The following is an 18,815-nucleotide window of genomic DNA, read 5'->3' as shown; positions in this document are numbered from 1 at the left end:
TGTGCGTTACATTCAGCTTAGCTAGACGTATTAAATGCGAAAGATCGGGTTAAAGCAGCAGACTAAAACGACGCGCTTTAACTGCGATTCTTTTTCTTTTTGGCTTTCTTCTTCAATGGTATTCCAGCGGCTTTTTTCGCTCTGTTGCTGATCTTTCTTTTGGCTGGCGGCTTGGCTTCTTTATTTTTGGGGCGCAGCTCATCAATTACGCGTCGTTTAAGCGGCTGCTCGGTATAGCGTTCGATTTTCGGCACAATACCAATGTCGTGTGCTTCAACCAAAGAAATGGCCGTGCCTTTGTTGCCAGCGCGGCCTGTACGACCAATACGGTGGACATAAACGTCTGCGGTGCGCGGCATATCATAGTTAATAACATGACTGATGTTTTCAACATCAATACCACGGGCGGCAACGTCGGTGGCAATTAATATTTTGACTTCACCAGAGCGGAATTTGGCCATGGACAAGTTACGCTTATCTTGAGGCATTTCGCCCTGTAGCCAGCATACGGTAAACCCGTCTCGCTCTAGTATTTGCTTTAACTCGTTCAAACGGTCGCGGGTTTTAACAAACACCACGGCAGATTCCACTTGATGGGTCAGAATGTGTTTTAGCAGAGCATATTTATGCTTTGCATCATCGGCGATATGCAGCCATTGATGAATTTTGCCTTGCTCTTTACGACTAGATGCAGCCTCTAACTCAACGGGGTCGTTGAGTATGTCTTTGGCGAAACGGCTAATGCCAGCGCCTTCTAACGTGGCAGAAAACAACATGCTTTGCTTGCGCCAGCGGGCTTCAGCCGATATTTGATTAACGATAGAAGAAAAGCCCATGTCGAGCATGCGGTCAGCTTCATCTAAAATCAGGCACTCGATGTCACGACAATCAAAGCTTTCTTGTTCGATGTGCTCGAACAAACGCCCCGGTGTGGCCACCAATATATCGAGGTTTTTCTCAAAGGTATCACGATCGGTGCCGTAGTTAATGCCACCTGTGATCACGCCGCACACTATGTCTGTGTAACGACTTAACTCAAGTGCTTGGTTATAAACCTGCTGAGCTAATTCTCGGGTTGGGGTTAAAATCAAAATACGGGTCGAGCCAGGATGACGGCGCGGATAATCTAACAAGAATTGGCATACGGGCAATAGAAACGCCGCCGTTTTTCCGGTGCCGGTTGGGGCGGATGCTAGTATGTCTTTACCTTCCATCGCCGCTGGAATGACCAACTGTTGAATGCTGGTAGGTTCGCTGTAACCTAGATCGGCGACTGCGCGGCAAAGTTCATCATCTAATTCTAATTGCTCAAACATGGCGTTTATATGCTTCTTAACGTTGTACTTAATATTATGGAGCTACAATATTATGTAGCCCCCGAGATGTTATTTTAACTGCGTGCTTAAGCAACTGGATAACGCTGCTGTAAGCCTTGATATACCTGATCACTGTAATCTGGTAAGGCAATATCTAAGGCGTTTAACACGTCAACCAAGTGTTCGTTGTCTTCACGGCCGTTCCATAGTTTATGGTAGCTGCCTTCTTTGTAACCGTTGTCTTGACGGAAGAAGTTTAGAACATTTTTGCCCACATATTGACGATAAAGCTCGTCGGCATTCATTTCTGCCTGCTCAACAATTTTAATGAACAAAGGGACGTCAAAACGATTAGCGGCGCACAGGCCAGCCATTAACTGTAAATTATCCAGTATATCTAAACAGGTGAAATCATAGCTTTTACCGTCAAACATGACACTGCTGGTATTTGATGCAAGTTGCTGAGCAATAATGCTCGACGATTGCGCTATGTCACCGTCAAACTGAATGATGATTGACGATAGCGCGAAATGCCAAATATCGACCAATTCCATCTGTAACTGGGGCAAGTCTTTGTGTTGCGCCTTCCACCATTTCCAGCCGTGATGCTCAATACCTTCAACCGACTCGATCATGGCGGCGCGTAAATAGGCGTAATTTGCGCTAAGCCATTGTGGGTTAACTTTCTGGTTCATGCCGTCTTGCAGTGTCAGCATGGTGTTTAATTGAGTGGTGGATAACATGGTAAGCCTTGTGTGTTCTGTTTATCGTTTGGATGCTACAAAAGCGGACGACTATTATGCCACGTTTGCGGCAATAGCATGAATGCGTTTTTGTCTGAGTTGCTGTTTTATTTCCGCGCCTTTGTAACCTGCTTGCACTATTTCTTGTACGTTGACCTCTTTGGCGAGCAAATAGGCTTGCCAAATATAATCTGCGTTGGGGTAGGGGCGCTCTTCAAAGCCGGTTCGCCCTCTGGCATCCGCAGTGCAGGCCAACAATAAATCAGCAAAGCGCTCAGGTTTTCGCCACACGTCACATTTGTCTAAAAAATCATTAATCGTGGCGGCTTTGAGTTTAAACGCATGATGCACATGACTATGAAATTCACTCATTAATAACGCTAAATCACGACAGTCATTGGGTACTTTTAGCCGCTCACAAAGGGTGTTAATGGGCGCAAGGCCACGTTTTTCATGCCCGCGGTGTGATGGCCATTCTTCTGGTGGTGTTAAACCTTTGCCCAAGTCGTGCACTAATGCGGCAAAACGTACGCTGAGCTTATTAGACACCCTTACAGATTGTTCCAGTACCATCATGCTGTGAATGCCCGTATCAATTTCGGGATGCCATTTGGCTGGATTAGGAATGCCCCATAAGCAATCAAGCTCAGGAAACCAGACTTTTAAGGCGCCGCATTCGCGCAGGGTTTCAAAATATACTTGGGGGGTATCTTCAAGTAAGCTTTTTGCGGTTTCGACCCACACACGCTCAGGGCTTAAATGACTGAGCTCCCCCGATTGGGTTATGTTAGCCATTAAGGCTTTGGTTTCATTCGCTATGGTAAAGCCATAACTGGCATAGCGCGCCGCAAAACGTGCAACGCGTAATACGCGCAGCGGGTCTTCCTCAAACGCGTCAGACACATGGCGTAAAACGCGATTTTTAAGGTCTTTTTGGCCATTGAAAGGGTCGATAATATTGCCGTTGTCATCCATTGCCATGGCGTTTACGGTAAGGTCGCGGCGCAGTAAGTCCTGCTCAAGCGTGACATTGGTAGAGGTGTCGCACTCAAACCCGGCATAGCCTTGACCTACTTTACGCTCGGTGCGGGCTAGGGCGTATTCTTGCTGGGTTTTAGGGTGCAAAAATACTGGAAAGTCTTTACCCACTTGCTGAAAGCCCTTGCCCAGCATATCGGCTTCGCTGGCACCCACGACAACCCAGTCCTTATCTTTTACTGGTCGCTCGAGTAGCTTATCCCGTACTGCCCCACCCACTAAATATACTTGCATAGTCACCTTAAATTTGAGAATCGCCTTATTATGCCTGATTAATCAAAAGAGAAAAAATGTACTGAGTAAAAATACATCGAGTAAAAATGAGTCATCCACAAAAATTTGCTTAGCTATTGAATTTATTAGAAATACACAGGTCACAACTGCATAGCTTGGGCAACAAACATTCGGCTTATACTTAAGGCGTCTTACCTTTGACAAGCTGGCATGAAGCCGTTAGTTTATCTTTCGCTTATCCTCAATCGGCCACTAGAACCGCAGCTATGTATCTTAATTATTTCGGACTTTCAGATAATCCGTTTTCAATCGCACCTAATCCCGCGTACCTATATATGAGTCCAAGACACAAAGAAGCGCTTGCCCATTTGACCTTTGGGTTACGGGAAAGTGGTGGCTTTGTGATGTTAACCGGTGAAGTCGGTACGGGGAAAACCACTGTGTCGCGCAAGTTATTGCAACAGTTACCTGACAATACTCAGGTCGCCATGGTGCTTAACCCAACGCTCTCAGCCATTGAGTTACTGGCCACCATTTGCGACGAGCTAGGCATAGATTATCAGCACGAACGAGCGAGCCTAAAATACTTTACAGATTTGATCCTTAACAAGCTGGTGACTAATCACAATGCAGGCTTAAACACGATATTGATTGTGGATGAAGCCCAGCATTTATTACCTGAAGTGCTTGAGCAGTTACGTTTGTTGACCAACCTTGAGACCAACCGCGAAAAACTACTTAAAGTGGTGTTAATCGGTCAGCCAGAATTACAGCAGTTGTTGAAACGAAACGAGCTGCGCCAATTAGCCCAGCGCATCACCGCCCGTTACCACTTGCTACCGCTCACATCAGGTGAAGTAAAAGCTTACATTCATCACAGATTAGGCGTAGCAAATGGCGATAGTAGTGTTTTTAGTGCGGGTGCACTAGGCGCTGTGTATCAGGTCACTGGCGGTATACCAAGGGTGATTAATTTACTGTGCGATAGAGCGTTAACGTTAACCTTTACTAAGCAAGCTCCCGTGGTACATACCCATATATTTTATGCAGCAGCAGAGCAAATTTTGGGCGCTGATGTAGTAGCACAGCGCAGAGGAAAGCAGCGTACATTAATACTCGCTGGTTTGTTTGTGCTGGCCTTCGGTTTAGGCTTTATGGGAGGCCGTTGGTATGGATAATCTTATCAATATTGAGGCCTTACTACCTGGCATGGTGATAGTGAAGATCACGCAGCAAAACGGCCCTATCAAAATACGTAAGTCCGGTTTAGTGACCAGTATGGAAATGGTTACAGGGCTAGGGGAAATGGGCGTTCAGCAGGTTGAGATTGACCCTGCCCAAACCGTGGAGATTGACCGCCCCAAAGTGCAAAAATCACAAACGCAAAAATTACTTGAGAGTGATCGCGCCGGCGGCACTAAAGGTATTCATGGCGCTGATGCCGCGGTGTCAGATCAATTTAATCGCAGTCTGTTTTTACCGTCAGTACAGGCGTTACCTTCGCGTTGGCAGTACTATACCAAACCGTTATTGCAAGGCTTAGTGGTGGTCATCATTGGATTCGCATTGGGGTGGGGCGGAGCAATCGCCCCGTCATTGTTAGCCAAGCTCACCACTCCAGCGGCACAAGATGACGCCGCGATTGTTGAAGGTTCCGCTGGAGGCAGTCGAGAAAATGCTATTTCTGCAGTAAACGCAAATGGAGCCCTTGCTGATAATTTGCTAGGGAGCGAAACGGATCCAGGGGTAAACTTGCCGTCTGCGAATATCGGCGAAAAAGGGTTATCGGTTAAACCGAACAAGCCAGATGATGGTCAAACACGCGGTAACCAAAATGCAGTTAATGAATCAGTCGCAATGCCTGCTAACCAGCCGCATACCAATACTCAACTTGAGACAACATACCCCTCTGAACAGCAAGTAAATCCCAGACCTGAAGCACAGCCAGAGCCAAGCCCCAGAATATCGTCTGACTTATTAAAACGTTTCGAGAAGGCGATTACTGAATTGGACAAAGAGCCTGAACAGCCATTTGAAGCCACGCAAACAAAAAGTGAAGATACACCGCGTATCGATCAGTTGCCTGCATGGGTGTTAACGCAACTGCCGCCCATGGTTTTTACCACGCACATGTATGCCTCTTCAGCGCAAGATAGGTGGGTGAAGGTGAATAACATTAGGCTACAGGAAGGGGATATGATTGCACAGAAAGTGCGTATCGAGCATATAGAGCCCCAACATGTGATCCTGAATTATCAAGGGCAAACGTTCAGTATGTCGGCACTTAGCGAATGGTAAAAATATCATTCGCAAACGGGCTACACAACCGACCACCTTTATATCGGCCATGATTGTATAGAATTGCAGCAGGTAATATGCATAATGCGTCTATTACCTACTCGTCTTCTGCAAATAGGAATTTCAACCAGACATGGCTGCCAGGGAACCGCATTTTACCTTCGCTTTGAAGGCCTGCTTACTATTTTCTGTAATTAGTATTCTGCAAGTGGCATCTGCATTAGACAGCCCAAACCTCCCTCACGCTAATCAGGATGATTCGCTTGAACCTAATGATGCTCGCGTTATATTTGCGGGCGAGCAGAGCGTTGCCCCTAAGCCTTATGAAGCGGTAAATAAGCGGATACGCTTAACAACTGGCCAAAGCTACTTCCCTTTTATATCAGCCAAGATGCCCCACGGAGGCTGGTCTCAAGCGCTTGTAACGCGCACGTTTGCTGAGATGGGACTCAATGTAGATATACACGTCTTGCCATGGAGTAGGGGAGAACGATGGACTACAGAGCAACGTTTTCTGGGGACATTCCCTTATGTCTATTCTGCTAAGCGGGCTAAAAAATACTATTTTTCTAAGCCTATCAATTTTATTCCAGTACGTTTCTATGTAAGTCAGGCATCGAATTTTACTGATGTACAACAATTGAAGAATAAACGTTTGTGCTTGCCTTACGGCTATTCAGCTGACTTCGTAAAAGACGGTGTAGTGGACAGCCTCAATTTAAAGATTAATCGCGTAGTTGATGGCGCCGCATGCATAGGCCATGTGCAGCGGGGGTGGAGTGATGCAGGGTTAACAAATGACTATGTTTCTGTGAATGAGGTCAATAATGACCGCTTAACAGACAGTAAGCTAGTTGTGCTTAAGAAAGATGTAGAGCAAGTGCCTTTGCATTTCATCATTTCAACGTCATACCCCGAGGCGCGAAAGTGGATGGACAAGTTCGATCGTGCGTTTCAAGGTTTGATTGAAAACGGCGCAAAAGCGGAAATAGATGACCGGTTTATCCAACTACTCGGCTTGAACTAGTCCTAGTTGTGTCACTTCTTTAATCCCCAAAGCGCTCATTTCACAACACTTTTAAACAGCTACATCTACAAAGTTGTATTTGAAAACGTTTTCTGTAAGGCATATAGGGGAGTTAACGTGTTTTATCGCACGGCGTTAAAATGGCTTGGTCATTTAGTATTCCTAACCCTCGAATGTAGAAAATCTCGGCTTTTTCGGCGGATTTTAATCAAAGGCAGATACGCTGCTCTTTACTCATTTATTAATGCATATAATCTTGACTTGACCGGATTTGCAGATACTAGCGCTATATTATTGACCCATAAAGCTTAATGTCTGAATGGTAATCATGCACACAGTGGCGAGGTAGCACCGTGGAATAAGCCAATTATTAGTGCAAGTCTGCCTGATAGGTGCGGCACTATTACCCTATGCAAGATTTCTTGAAAAATGTTTTCGTTTTCATCATTTTTCATTCGCCATGCTTTATATTTAAATATTTTTAGGTTAATTTGTTAACCTTTGTTTCATTGTTATTGCACTTAATGCCCGACTTACCGTCGTTATTGACACATGTTGCACTATGCTCTACATATATTTTTAGCGCTGATTTATCTACTTTTATTAACATATTGACGTTTTAGGGATAGGCGGGTATACAAAATTTACTATTTTCATTGTCCATCTTTTCCCTTTGTTTATATGGCCTTTGTCAAAACAGCCCCATCTTTGCGCCGAATTTGTCTTATTAGTCACCGATTTTGTGATACCCATGCTCGTCGCATTTGTATTAATGTATTTGTAACATTTCATTAGCTTGATGGTGATGTTTGAAATAAAACGGCTTATCAACTAAAAATGTTGACGAATTGTTAAAATAAACCTAGCATTATGAAAACGTTTACATTGTCGGTTGAGCGAAACCCAATTAGGCAAATGCAAAACATAGATTTATGCCCTGAAGGTATTGATGTTACAGCGACCGCGTAACGTATTTTGGAAGGCCAACTTTCATTAGTGAAAAATAAAAAAGTGGTCAAGAGCAGTATAGCTGACTTCCAACTTGTATGGTTTAGGTTAATTCCACTAATAGAAACACAAAGGACGCACAAAAATGAACACATATGCGAAATTTAATAAATCCCTACTTACCAAGAGTATTTCAATATTGCTTGGCACTACGGTACTTGCTCCTGTGGTTGCAGTTGCTCAAGAAAGCGCGAATGACTTGGAGGTGATTCAAGTACGAGGCATGCGCTCGAGCATTCAAGAATCTATGGGGATCAAACGTGACTCTGCTGGTGTGGTCGATGCCATTTCTGCAGAAGACATAGGTAAGTTCCCTGATACTAACTTAGCGGAATCATTGCAACGCATCACAGGTATTTCTATTAGTCGGAGTAACGGTGAAGGAAGCCAGATTACGGCGCGTGGTTTTGGTCCCGACTTCAACATGGTGACGCTAAATGGCCGTGCCATGCCAGGTGCAGCTATTCCTGGAGGAGGGGGTACGCCAAATTCACGGGCATTTGATTTTGCTGATTTAGCATCTGAAAGCGTACGTGGCGTAGAAGTATATAAAACCGGTCGTGCAAGCATAGCAACGGGCGGTATCGGTGCCACCGTTAACATCAAAACAGCGCGCCCACTAGACGCACTTGAAAGCGGTTTTACCGGCTCTGTTGGCGCAAAAGCATTGATGGACACCACTAACCGTGTGGGTGACGACGTAACGCCTGAAGTGTCTGGGTTCTTTAATTTTGTTGATGACGACGGCATTTTTGGTGTGTCTTTATCTGCCAGTGTACAAGAGCGTGACAGCTCCGCAGTGGGTGCATTTGTTAATGAATGGCGTGTTAACCCTTACGAGGGAAGCATTCCACAAACACCTAACCAAACAGATCCTAATTTACCTGGCTTTAATGGACCTGCGGTGGTGGTAAACAATGGCCCAGCAGACGGTCAACTGTTTGCCATCCCAGCTGATTTACGTTACTCAATTGCTGATCGTGAACGTAAACGGACGAATGCGCAGCTTACGTTTCAATATGCCCCATCAGAAGATTTAACCGCAACCTTGGATTACACCTATTCAAAACAGGACTTATACGAGGCTCGCGCAGAGCAATCAATCTGGATGGATGATGGCTATTTCTCAGAGCTCACCTTTGATGATGAAGTGGTTAAAACCCCAATATTAATTGAACAAGAACGCCGTGACTTACTGCCGCGCGATTTGGGGTTAGCCATTCAGGAGCTAAACCAAGTCAATGAAAACAAATCTGTGGGCTTTAATGTTGAGTATCACGTTAACGACAGCTTAGTCATGTTCTTCGATGTACATGATTCATCAGCCGAAGGGCGCCCAGATGCGCCTTATGGTACTTGGACTAACCTAGGGTTAGGGGCCAATGTCAACCGTGGGCAAGGGGCTGATTTCTCTGGTGATTTCCCCATCATGACGGTAGATTTTGATGACGCTGCACGTGACAACTTAAACGGTAATGGCGTGCTTGACCAAGATGATGTAGGTACTGCAATTCTTGATATGAATTTTAATTCGCAGCGCACGGATATTACCCAATTCCGTCTAGACGGTGAGTACTCGTTTGACGATGGCGGTATTAATTTTGGTGTTGAGTCGCGCTCAATGGAAAGTACGTCATTGCAATCATTAACCAGACGTACTATGGGTAACTGGGGCATCGAAAACCCGGGAGAATTGCCAGCTGACTACTTAACGCCGTTTAGTTTTGCCGACGAGTTTGATGACTACAACACCAACGGCATTTTCAGCCAAGGTTTCACTGGTGATGTAGCACAGATTGGCGCATTTGCCGCGCAGGAATACGGCTTTGCATTTGCAGCCGACAACCCGTTCGCCACTAACCGCACAATTGAAGAAGACATATTCGCCGCTTATGTAGAGTTTGAATTAGACGGAGAATTAGGTGGTCGTCCGTACAATATTCTTGCGGGTGTTCGTTACGAAAGCACTGATTCTACATCGGTCGCTAACATCAGCTTGCCCAGTGCAATAGCGTGGGAGGGTAACAACGATTTTAATGTGCGCTTTGGCTCTGAGACTCAAGACGTGGCTGTCGATTCTGATTACGACCACATTTTACCCAGTATTGATTTTGATATTGAAGTGATGGAAGGCGTCAAGGCGCGTTTGTCTTACAGTAAGACCATTGCTCGCCCAACGTATAATAACTTAAGCGCGGCAGCCTCCGTGGGCACGCCAAGCGGTCCAACGCTAATCACCCAAGGCGCTACTGCAACAGCTAGCTCAGGTAACCCCTCTTTGGTGCCACTTGAGTCTGACAATATCGATTTATCCGTTGAATACTACTTTGAAGATACCAGTTATGTATCGTTAGGCTTCTACGATAAACGAGTGAAGAACTTTATTGGTAACGAGCAGGTGGAAGAAAGCGTATTCGGTCTACGTGACGCGACAGCTGGCCCGCGTGCAGAGGCTGCGGCCGCTGAACTTGAACGTATTGGACAACCGTTAACCGATACTAACTTGTTTAATATGGTGGCAGCCATGGAAAACAACATCGCTTATGATTCGTTAACCATAGAGCAATTCGAAGCCCAGTATGATGTGTTACCTAATGAAGATGACCCGTTCTTAACCTTTATTAATTCAAAACCAGTAAATAACAAGAGTGCGAATATTTATGGTTTCGAGCTGGCTGCTCAACACTTCTTCGGAGACACAGGCTTTGGTTTACAAGCCAACTACACCACAGTTAATGGTGATGTAAGTTACGATATCACTGCCAACCCTTCAGTAACGCAATTCGCGTTAGTGGGCTTAAGTGATACGGCAAACTTGGTGGCCATGTATGAGAAAGATGGCTGGCAGGGACGTATTGCTTACAACTGGCGCGATAAGTTTCTGGACACGACAAGTCAATATGTGAATGAGCCGGGCTTTACCGAGTCCTACTCGCAAATCGATTTTAATGTGTCATATCAAGTGAATGATGATTTATCGGTATTCCTTGAAGGGATAAACATCACGGATGAGAACAGTCGCCGTCACGGCCGTACGTCCGCTCAATTATGGAACTTGGAACAACTTGGTGCGCGCTATGCTTTGGGTGCTCGATATACCTTTTAATATGTAACAAGTGTGTACCTGTAGGTCTGCCGAGTTAATCGGCATTTAAAGCCGCGATTTATCGCGGCTTGTTTTTTAGTTATATTGAAAGATGAGCTTTTAAAAAGAGCTTTAATAATAGAGTTTTAAAAAGAGCGGTGAATCAAACACACCCAACCCAATGATATCAACGGCGAGGTTAGTCTTGAATAGCGAAAAAAAGCAGAGCACCCAGAACGGACGGAAACTACAGAAAGTACAAAAAGTGGTTATCGCAGGTGGTGGAACGGCAGGTTGGATGGCCGCTGCTTCGCTATCTAAATTACTCGGTAAATCACTAGATGTAACCTTAGTTGAGTCAGATGAGATTGGTACTGTAGGGGTAGGCGAGGCCACTATTCCGCCTATTCGCACTCTACACAAACTGCTTAATATCGACGAGCAAGCATTTATGCGAGCCACCAATAGTACCTTTAAGCTTGGGATTGAATTTAATAACTGGGGACAAAAAGGCGACAGTTATATTCACTCTTTCGGTGTCACGGGAAAAGAGTGTTGGGCAGGGGAGTTCCATCATTTTTGGTTACGTGGGAAAGAACTGGGGATAGACATACCTTTCGGGGATTACTGCTATGAGCTTCAGGCTTCAAAGCAAGGGAAGTTTGCCTTTTCTGCTAATGCGCCAATGAATTTTGCCTACCATTTAGATGCCACGCTATACGCTAAGTTTCTACGGGTTTTTTGCACTGATTCGGTGACTCGAATCGAAGGTAAAATTCAACAGGTTAACAAACATCAAGAAAGTGGCTTCATTCAATCTTTGACACTTGAGTCAGGTCAAATTGTTGAGGGTGACTTTTTTATTGACTGCACCGGATTCAAAGGTCTGCTGATAGAAGAAGCCTTGCATACTGGCTACGAGGATTGGTCACACTGGTTACCGTGCGACAGTGCAGTTGCGGTGCAAACTCAGGCTAATTCTGATCCTCTGCCCTATACCCGGGCTACCGCCCATGAGTTTGGTTGGCAGTGGCGAATTCCGCTGCAGAGTCGCGTAGGCAATGGCATGGTATTCTGTAGCCGATACACGAGTGACGATCAAGCAAAAGCGACTTTGCTAGCTAACCTGGATGGTGTCCCCATTAACGAACCCAGAGTGATTAAGTTCAAGACAGGTCGCAGACGCAAGGGCTGGAACAAAAACTGTGTGGCGTTGGGGTTAGCCAGTGGGTTTGTAGAGCCGCTTGAGTCCACCAGCATTCATTTGATTATGACCGGCATCGTAAGATTAATGCGCTTGTTCCCCTTTGATGGTGTACGCCAATCCACAATTGATGAATATAATGAAAAACTCACCAGCGAACTGCACAGTATTCGTGATTTTATTGTATTGCACTATAAGGTCACCACCCGCGATGACTCGCCTTTTTGGCAGCATTGCCAAAGCATGGAAGTGCCTGCATCTTTGGCACACAAAATTCGCCTATTTAAAGAAACGGGCAGGGTATTTTTAGATGATGGCGATATATTCCGCGTCGATTCTTGGACCCAAGTCATGTTAGGTCAAGGCCTTGAGCCAGAGCAGTATCACCGTATTGTGAATGAAATGAATAAGGATGAGTTAACGCGCTTTTTAGCCGGCATGCGCAGCGCAATAGAGCAAAGAGTTGCCCAACTGCCTAGCCACCAGCAGTTTATTCAGCGCTATTGCAAAGCGTCATAAACGCTAACAAGGCATAGTGATAGATAGACAGCAAACCGAACAAAAGAAAACATAAGGTAGTTGTTGCGTGTCACCCACTTAGATGGGGTAGTATAAATAGTATTGTGCCAAAACGTCGGTAAATGGCATGTCATGTTTAACATTGGTAGTCACAAATGAGTAACCGCAGTATCAAAAATATCGTTATCGTCGGTGGTGGTAGCGCAGGTTGGTTAACCGCTGGGATCATTGCCGCAGAGCATCAATGCGGCTTGCAGCAAAGCAAAGTTAACGTCACCCTAATTGAATCACCCGATGTGAATATTATTGGCGTGGGGGAGGGAACTTGGCCTTCCATGCGTAACTCTTTGCAGCGCATGGGGATTAGCGAAACTGAATTTATTCGCCACTGCGGTGCCGCGTTTAAGCAGGGCTCAAAATTTGTCGGCTGGAAAAACGGTACAGACAATGACTTCTATTACCACCCCTTTGTGATCCCAAGTGGTTATGGTAAAGCAAATCAATACAGCGCATGGAAAACCTATGCCTCTGAGCATCCTTTTGCTGATGTGGTGTGTGCACAAAGTCATATTTGTCAGGCGGGGTTAGCCCCAAAGCAAAACGCTACCCCTGAATATGCAGGGGTGCTCAATTATGGTTACCACCTTGATGCAGGCAAATTTGGGCAATTAATCCAGCAGCACTGTGTGGCTAAGCTAGGTGTTCGCCATATTCAAGATCACGTTGAAGGTGTTATCAGTCAAGATAATGGTGACATTAAAGCATTACAAACCCGTCAAAATGGTGAACTAGCCGGCGACTTATTCATAGATTGCACAGGGGCGCGTTCGTTATTACTTGGGCAGCATTTTAATGTGCCATTTATCGATAAAAGCGACGTGCTGTTTAACAACAGTGCAATGGCGCTGCACGTGCCATACACTAATGATGATGAGCCTATCGTCTCGGCGACAGTGTCTACTGCACAAGAGGCCGGATGGGTATGGGACATAGGCTTGCAGGACCGCCGCGGGGTAGGGTACACATATTCTAGCAAGCATGCTGACGATGAGCAGGCTCAGCGCACACTTAAAGCCTATGTGGCGCAGTCTATTGGGCCTGAACGTGCTAACGCGCTTGAAGCGCGAAAGATCAATTTCGAACCTGGCCACCGTAGTCATTTCTGGCATAAAAACTGTGTTGCGGTCGGCTTGTCAGCGGGATTCTTAGAGCCTCTAGAGGCATCTGCGTTGGCATTGGTTGAGCTTTCTGCTACCGCCATTGCCGAAAACATGCCTGTTACTACAGAGCATATGCATATCATCCGGGATAATTTTAATCAGCGTTTTTTGTTGCACTGGGAAAACATAGTCGAATTTCTAAAGTTGCATTATGTATTAAGCGAGCGCAACGAGCCGTATTGGCAACAAATGCGTGCACCTGAATCTATATCACCACGGCTGAAAGCCTTACTCACGCAGTGGCGTTTTCAGCCACCTAACCGCAGTGACTTTGTGCAAAATGAAATCATGTTTCCTTCAGCCAGTTATCAATATGTCTTGTACGGTATGGGCTTTGAAACCTTGAATGATGTGTCCTCAAGGGAATTTGACACACCACAAAGCGCCGTCAAACATCTGCAGGAAAACCAACAACATGTGCGTAAGTTAATGGCTGGGTTGAAAAGCAATCGTCTGTTGCTCGAACATGTTAAGCACTATGGCTTTCAAAAAGTATAAGCGTTTGAATAAGGCCACAGTGCACAAGAGCCATCAGCATAAAAGGGCCTCCAGCGTAAAAAGTGCAGCACTGTGCTAATAACTCAAGTGGACAAAGAGCTAAAGCGTAGATAAGGCTCTAGTGTAACTAGCACTGCGACATCCAGATCAGGCCACAGGTTTCGTTAACTTGGCCTGTCATTCCTGTCAATCCTTTCAAGCATTAAACGCATTAACGCAAACCGCCACTGGCCTAGTGGAGAGAAATCATTACCTTTCAATATTTCAATATTCGCTTAAATGCTCGAATGAACAGCCATGTTCAAGAGCGTCTTGAGAAAAACATATAAAACTCTTGAAAACGTTTTCATTTGCATTTAACGTTAGGCTAACAATTACCTAAGACTAGGTGTGTCACCACGTCAGTCTTGTACTGTTGTTGCAAACGACAGTCGTCTCAATAGCACTGTAATAGGAATAATAATGCTTCAACCCAGCCAGTATCCCCTCAACAGCACACACAATTAATGAAAACCTTACCCTTATACGAGAAAATTGGCTACGCCATGGGGGACGCGGCTGCGAACTTGGTTTGGCGCGGCGCATTAGCTTACTTAGCTGTTTTCTATACCGATACGTTTGGTTTGGCAGCGTCTGCTGCGGCTATTTTGTTTTTAGTGGTGCGCCTGACCGATGGGGTAACAGACATCATCATGGGGATGATTGCCGATCGTACTCACACCCCCTGGGGCAAATTTCGGCCATGGATCTTATGGTCTACCCCTTTTCTAGGGGCGTTTATGGTGCTGTGCTTTACCACACCGAACTTCAGTGACACAGGTAAGTTGATATATGCCTATTTAACTTACATAGGTCTAACGTTGGCTTACACCGTAAATAACGTCCCGTATTCTGCTTTGATGGGCGTGATGACCGAAGACGATAAAGAGCGTACTAGCTTGTCCGGTTTTCGTTTTGCAGGCGCCTTTCTAGGGGGCTTGTTTGTGATGGGCTTTCTGCCCAGCTTGGTAGCCGTATTAGGTGGCGGTGACGACGTGCAAGGGTATCAGTACACCATGTATGTGTTCGCTGGCCTGTTAATGGCGCTTATGGTGATATCCGTAGCGACCACAAAAGAACGGGTGATGCCAATTGAACAAGTGCGCGGCAGCTTGCGCAGTGAGTTATGGGATTTGGCCAAACACTCTCCTTTTGTGCTTGTGCCGCTGCTTTCTATGAGCCTCTTCTTCTATTACCGCAATCTAGCGACTGGCATTATGTTCGTTCTGGTTTTCGCAACCGCTACGTGGTTAGTGCACCGGATGTTAAATCGCCCTCGAGGAGATGTGTCAGGCACTCAGCAAGACATGCTCGATTTGTTGACGAATCGGCCTTGGCTCATCTTGCTTGGGATGGGGTTTCTTACCATGATGTTTAACGGCATTAAGTACAGCGTGATTGCTTATTACTTCAAGTACTTTGTGGGGGATGAGTTACTCACAGGCCAGTACTTTATCGCATTGTTGGTGGTGTCAATTTTAGGTGCGCTTTGCACTAGCTATCTGGCAAATAGACTCGGTCGTCGCAATTTATTTATTGCTGCCCTGCTTCTTAGTAGTGCCTTGACCTGTGGGTTTTATTGGCTGCCAGGGGAAGACATTGGCTACATATTTGTTCTTGGCTGTAGCGCTGAGTTTTTTGCCGCAATGATGCCAACCCTGTTCTTTAGCATGTTAGGTGATGCCGCTGATTACTCAGAATGGCGGAATGGTCGCCGGGCGACCGGCCTTGTGTATTCCGCAGGTACCTTTGTACAAAAAACCGGTAACGGTTTCGCAGGCGCGTTGGTGTTAGTTGTGTTGGCAGGCTACGGCTATGACGGTATGGATGCGAGCACGATTGAAGCTTCACTCCCTGGCATGCAACAACTTATGAGCTTTATTCCCGCAGCTTTTGGGTTAGCCGGAGCATTGCTGATGCTGTTTTATCCATTAACGGATAAAAAGCAACAGCTGATGAATACCCAGCTTATTGAGCGCAGAAATACCATTCAAACTAATCATCAATAGCGCTTTGGCCTTTAGGCAGCGTTTTTACCAAGAGAGAGTTTTCCCATGATCGAGCCATCCACTGATACCCTGAATACCGAATTTGGCTATTTTGATGATCAGCAAAAAGAATACGTTATTTCTACGCCGTTCACCCCAACCCCATGGATAAATTACTTAGGTAACGATGGGTTTTATGGATTAATTTCAAATACTGCTGGTGGCTATAGTTTTTATCAAGATCCCAAATTTCGCCGTTTAACGCGTTATCGCTATAACAGCGTGCCCGTCGATACGTCAGGCCGTTATTTTTACTTAAAATGCGATGATGAGATATGGTCTGCCTCGGGTCGTCCTGTGGCTAATCAGCCCGAAAAATACCAATGCCGACATGGTATGGGCTACAGCCGTTTTCTAGTGAATCACCAAGGGATCAATTCTGAACTTACCTGCTTTGTACCCTTAGGTGAAAAGGCTGAAGTGCATCGATTGACCCTTAAAAATGCAGGCGCTAGGCACCGAAAAATCAGTTTGTTTTCTTATATCGAATGGTGCCTGTGGAACGCCGAGGATGACGGCACTAATTTTCAACGGAATTTGTCTACTGGTGAGGTGGAAGTAGAAGATGGTGTTATTTATCACAAAACCGAATACCGAGAGCGCCGAGATCACTATGCATTTTACTCGGTTAATCAACCCATCAGCGGGTTTGATACCGACAGAGATAGTTTTTTAGGGCCATATCGAGGTGTTGAAAAACCTTTATGTGTTGAACAAGGCCAGTCTACGAATTCTCATGCACATGGCTGGTCGCCTATTGCATCGCATCATGTAGAAGTTGAACTAGCACCCGGTGAAGAGCAAACACTAGTGTTTGTTTTGGGCTATTGCGAAGTGGAAAAATCTCAAAAATGGCAATCCCCAGGAGTCATCAATAAAACCCCGGCGCAAGAACTGATCAAGCGCTACGCCGATAATCATAGTGTGCAACAGGCCTTAGATGATTTGGCCACTCACTGGGATAAATTGTTGAGTAAGTTTCAAATTAATAGTCCAGATAGAAAATTCAACCGCTCACTTAATATCTGGAATCAATATCAGAATATGGTGACTTTTAATTTGTCACGCAGTGCTTCATTTTATGAATCAGGGATCGGGCGTGGCATGGGCTTTCGTGATTCAAACCAAGACACAATTGGGTTTGCTCACATGGTGCCGGATAAGGTCAAAGAGCGAATTTTGGATCTCAGCGCGACGCAAAAGTCAGATGGCTCGGCTTATCACCAGTACCAGCCTCTGACAAAAAAAGGTAACGCCAACATAGGTGGGAACTTTAACGATGATCCTATGTGGATGGTGTTATCAACGGTTAATTACATTAAAGAGACGGGGGATTTTTCAATCCTCACTGAAAAGGTGGGGTTTGACGGAGATGAATCAGGAGAGCCAGATCATTTTGAACATTTGAAGCGAGCGTTCGAGCATGTGGTTAAAAACCTTGGACCCCATGGATTACCGTTAATTGGCCGGGCAGACTGGAATGATTGCTTAAACCTTAATTGTTTTTCTGAAGATCCAAACGAGTCCTATCAAACCACTCAGCGCGGCAAGTCTGACATTGCAGAGTCTTTGATGATCGCAGGGCAGTTTGTGCTTTACGGCCAAGATTTTGTACAACTCTGCTTACAGCTAGGAGAGGCTGAGTTGGCCCATTATGCACAAAAGCAAGTCGATGCAATGCGCGATGCTGTACTTAAGCACGGGTGGGATGGCGAGTGGTTTCTACGAGCCTACAATGCTAAGGGCGAAAAAATAGGTAGTCACGAAAATAAAGAAGGCCAAATATTTATCGAATCTCAAGGGTTCTGCGTTATGGCAGGGATTGGTATGCAAGATGGAAAGGCACGCCAAGCACTCGATTCTGTTGCAAAACGATTAGCCACGCCTCACGGTATTATGCTGAACCAGCCAGCGTTTAGCCAGTACGACAAGTATTTGGGGGAGATATCTTCATACCCCCCTGGTTATAAAGAAAACGCCGGAATATTTTGTCACAACAATCCGTGGATCATGGTGGCAGAAGCCATGCTAGGGCGGGGCGATAAAGCACTTGAATATTTTGCTAGTATTTCGCCCGCTTACTTGCAAGACGTTAAAAGCCTGCATAAAACAGAGCCTTATGTGTATAGCCAGATGATTGCTGGTAGTGATGCTGCTACGCCCGGGCAGGCTAAAAACTCATGGTTAACAGGCACCGCAGCTTGGTGCTATTACGCGGCGAGCCAGTTTATATTAGGCATTAAACCTGATTATGCGGGCTTAACGATAGTGCCTTGCATTCCTGCCGACTGGCCTAGTTTTGCTGTGTCGCGCCGTTTCAGAGATGCACATTATAGTATTGAGGTACGTAATCCCGATGGCCTTGGGTCAGGTAAGGTACAGCTAGAAATTGATGGTAAAAACGTGCAGGGCAATCTCATTGATTACAGTCAATTTAACGGCGAACACCACGTTATCGCGACTATCGTCTCTTAAACAGGGCGAATAGGCCGAAAAAAATAATAACAAACGCCTTCGCTGCATAAGCATCGAGGGCGT

At 45.6% G+C, this 18,815-nt stretch carries 11 protein-coding genes; 8 read left to right on the top strand and 3 right to left on the bottom strand.

Features of this window, described 5'->3' with window-relative positions; all coding sequences use genetic code 11:
- Positions 1–77: 77 nt before the first annotated feature.
- From srmB to GMES_RS13380, 3 genes are all read right to left on the bottom strand, one after another.
- Positions 78–1,316, bottom strand: coding sequence for an ATP-dependent RNA helicase SrmB (gene srmB, locus GMES_RS13390; protein WP_006993247.1), 1,239 nt, complete (start codon positions 1,314–1,316; stop codon positions 78–80).
- 86 nt (positions 1,317–1,402) lie between these two features.
- A complete protein-coding gene (locus GMES_RS13385; protein ID WP_006993246.1) occupies positions 1,403–2,059 on the bottom strand; it encodes a dUTP diphosphatase in 657 nt (218 codons plus the stop codon).
- A gap of 54 nt (positions 2,060–2,113) precedes the next feature.
- Positions 2,114–3,331, bottom strand: a complete 1,218-nt coding sequence (locus tag GMES_RS13380; RefSeq protein WP_006993245.1) for a multifunctional CCA addition/repair protein — start codon at positions 3,329–3,331, stop codon at positions 2,114–2,116.
- Positions 3,332–3,597: 266 nt separating this feature from the next.
- Between GMES_RS13380 and GMES_RS13375 the strand changes: the two genes are divergently transcribed.
- From GMES_RS13375 to GMES_RS13340, 8 genes are all read left to right on the top strand, one after another.
- The gene (locus GMES_RS13375) at positions 3,598–4,509 is read left to right on the top strand and encodes an ExeA family protein (RefSeq protein WP_039987440.1); all 912 of its coding nucleotides are present in this window, start codon (positions 3,598–3,600) and stop codon (positions 4,507–4,509) included.
- Positions 4,502–5,629, top strand: coding sequence for a general secretion pathway protein GspB (locus tag GMES_RS13370; protein ID WP_006993243.1), 1,128 nt, complete (start codon positions 4,502–4,504; stop codon positions 5,627–5,629). Before GMES_RS13375 ends, GMES_RS13370 begins: the two co-directional genes overlap by 8 nt.
- A 133-nt stretch (positions 5,630–5,762) precedes the next feature.
- Positions 5,763–6,656: a substrate-binding periplasmic protein gene (locus tag GMES_RS13365; RefSeq protein ID WP_006993242.1), complete on the top strand. Its 894-nt coding sequence runs from the start codon at positions 5,763–5,765 to the stop codon at positions 6,654–6,656.
- Between the two features lie 1,093 nt (positions 6,657–7,749).
- On the top strand, positions 7,750–10,770 hold the full coding sequence (locus GMES_RS13360) for a TonB-dependent receptor (protein ID WP_006993240.1): 3,021 nt from the start codon (positions 7,750–7,752) through the stop codon (positions 10,768–10,770).
- Between the two features lie 160 nt (positions 10,771–10,930).
- Positions 10,931–12,472 carry a tryptophan halogenase family protein gene (locus GMES_RS13355; protein ID WP_153811080.1) on the top strand — a complete coding sequence of 514 codons (1,542 nt, stop codon included), beginning with the start codon at positions 10,931–10,933 and terminating at the stop codon, positions 12,470–12,472.
- 155 nt (positions 12,473–12,627) lie between these two features.
- The gene (locus GMES_RS13350; protein WP_006993238.1) at positions 12,628–14,190 is read left to right on the top strand and encodes a tryptophan halogenase family protein; all 1,563 of its coding nucleotides are present in this window, start codon (positions 12,628–12,630) and stop codon (positions 14,188–14,190) included.
- Positions 14,191–14,696: 506 nt separating this feature from the next.
- On the top strand, positions 14,697–16,238 hold the full coding sequence (locus GMES_RS13345; RefSeq protein ID WP_006993237.1) for an MFS transporter: 1,542 nt from the start codon (positions 14,697–14,699) through the stop codon (positions 16,236–16,238).
- A gap of 45 nt (positions 16,239–16,283) precedes the next feature.
- Positions 16,284–18,752, top strand: a complete 2,469-nt coding sequence (locus GMES_RS13340; protein WP_006993236.1) for a glycoside hydrolase family 94 protein — start codon at positions 16,284–16,286, stop codon at positions 18,750–18,752.
- Positions 18,753–18,815: the final 63 nt, after the last annotated feature.

This window comes from Paraglaciecola mesophila KMM 241 (genome assembly GCF_000315015.1).
GTDB classification, from domain to species: Bacteria; Pseudomonadota; Gammaproteobacteria; order Enterobacterales; family Alteromonadaceae; genus Paraglaciecola; species Paraglaciecola mesophila.
The sequence above is the reverse complement of the archived record's forward strand: the minus strand, read 5'-3'. Positions and strand labels throughout refer to the sequence as shown.